At 59.6% G+C, this 2,008-nt stretch carries 3 protein-coding genes; 2 read left to right on the top strand and 1 reads right to left on the bottom strand.

Annotation, left to right across the window (positions count from 1 at the left end; genetic code table 11):
- Positions 1 to 231, bottom strand: a 231-nt coding sequence (locus tag AC1D0Z_RS20425) for an NAD(P)H-dependent oxidoreductase (RefSeq protein WP_477659996.1), incomplete at its 3' end; no start/stop codon positions are given.
- A gap of 246 nt (positions 232 to 477) precedes the next feature.
- Between AC1D0Z_RS20425 and AC1D0Z_RS20420 the strand changes: the two genes are divergently transcribed.
- Both AC1D0Z_RS20420 and AC1D0Z_RS20415 read left to right on the top strand, forming a co-directional pair.
- Positions 478 to 1,383, top strand: a complete 906-nt coding sequence (locus AC1D0Z_RS20420; protein WP_477659995.1) for a LysR substrate-binding domain-containing protein — start codon at positions 478 to 480, stop codon at positions 1,381 to 1,383.
- Positions 1,384 to 1,756: 373 nt separating this feature from the next.
- Positions 1,757 to 2,008: redoxin domain-containing protein (locus tag AC1D0Z_RS20415; protein WP_477659994.1), on the top strand; the 252-nt coding region annotated here is incomplete at its 3' end.

Genomic DNA, 2,008 nt, shown 5'->3' with positions numbered 1-2,008 from the left:
AGACACGGCGTTTTGGCGCTTCTGCACGTCGCTCAGTTCGCCGCTGGCGGGCATGCGGAAACCCAGCGATTCGGCGGAGAGATGCGAAGGCGTGTCGCTGGCCAGGTCCAGATAGCTGACTTCGGTGCCGGGGTTGGCGGTGCGCCATGAAGCCACGATCTGGGCCGTGAGCTGGCGGGAAACCGAGTTGCCGCCGAGGATGCTGGAGTCGATGTGAAGAAGCTTGGTCATGGTGGGTTCCTTGATTGAGTGATTGATCGGAGGGGTGAGTCGGTTTTCAGGCCGTGTTCACCTTGAACTGCAGCCATGGATAGATTGTGCGGATGAGTCGAGTGCTTGATAAGTTGGCAAAAATGCGACTTATCGTTCTAATGGTGAGACAATGAAGGCCTCAAAATCTCGAATTGCTTACATCCCCGGCAGCCACCTACTGGTCAGATGTGAGTCGCCTGGTAAGGCAGTAAAGGACATTTCCCCATGCAAGACCTCAATGACATGCTGTACTTCGCCGAAGTGGTGGAGCGGGGCGGCTTTGCCGCAGCCGGCCGGGCGCTGGGCCTGCCCAAGTCGCGCCTGTCGCGCCGCGTGGCCGAGCTGGAAGCCCGCCTGGGTGCACGGCTATTGCAGCGCACCACCCGCAAGCTTTCGTTGACGGAGGTGGGCGAGATCTATCTGCGCCACTGCAGCGCCATGCGCGACGAGGCGCTGGCCGCGTCGGAAGCTGTGGCGCAAATGCAGGTCGAGCCGCGCGGTACGCTGCGCATCACCTGCCCGGTGACGCTGGCACAAAGCACGGTGGGCTRCCTGGTGCCGCGTTACATGGCGCTTCACCCTCATGTGAAAGTCGACATGCGCGTGACCAACCGGGTGATTGACCTGGTGGAAGAGGGCATAGACATTGCCCTGCGCGTGCGGCCCACGCTGGAAGACAGCGGCAGCCTGATCGTCAAAAACCTGGGCGCCGGATCCGGCCGCCTGCTGGCCAGCCCGGATTTGTTAAGGCGCCAGGGCACGCCCGAAAAKCCGGAAGACCTGCACAAGCTCGACACAGTCGMCATGTCCTGGGTCGATGGCCGTGCATCGTGGACGCTGGTGGGCCCCGACGGAAAGGAGTTTGTGCTGCAGCACCAGCCGCGTTATGTGGCCGACGACCTGCAAACCCTGAAGCTGGCCGTGCTGGCCGGCACCGGCATGAGTTTTTTGCCCGAATCCCTGAGCGCGGTAGAGCAGCAGGCGCAGCTTCTGGTGCCCGTGCTGCCCGGCTGGACGCTTCGCCCTGGTGTGGCGCATGCGGTGTTTACGTCGCGTCGCGGGCAGATTCCGGCGGTTCGGAGCTTTCTGGACTTCCTGGGGGAGCGGATGCGGGGTGAAGAGCTGGTTTGATGGGTTGATCTGGCGGATCAGCCGGCCGCGAGTGTGGGTGCTATTGATTTGATAGCTGCTTGCGCTCGTCCTTATTGGGCTGAAGGCCATTTTGATGATCAAGAAACCGCCAAAACAGCGTAAAACAGGACGTTTGGAATGCTTGGGCGCGTTCAGGCCGTTGTTGGAGTCACTGAAAGCGCTCTTTCCATGAAAAAATAAGCCTGCAAGCCAATAGGCGCGCGCGTAAGCAGCTATCAAAAGAATAGCAGAACACCGTTGCCGGGTCGCAGTGTCGTTATTCGTTTATTGAGATAAATTAAGAGCTATATATTCTTTTGAGTTTTAACGCTTGCTCCCCACAATGCTTTGATCAGCAATCAAGGAGCACAGCATGACCACTCTCAGACTCGGCGACACGGCCCCCGACTTCACCCAGGACTCCACCGCTGGCAAGATTTCCTTTCACCAGTGGGCTGGCGATTCCTGGGTGGTGTTGTTTTCACATCCCGCAGACTTCACGCCCGTCTGCACCACTGAACTTGGCAAGACCGCAGCCCTGAGCAGCGAATTTGCCAAGCGCAACGTCAAACCCATCGCCGTCAGCGTCGATCCGCTCGACAAGCACGGCCAGTGGGTCAATGAC

This window comes from Polaromonas sp. P1_E3 (genome assembly GCF_056405935.1).
The sequence above is the reverse complement of the archived record's forward strand: the minus strand, read 5'-3'. Positions and strand labels throughout refer to the sequence as shown.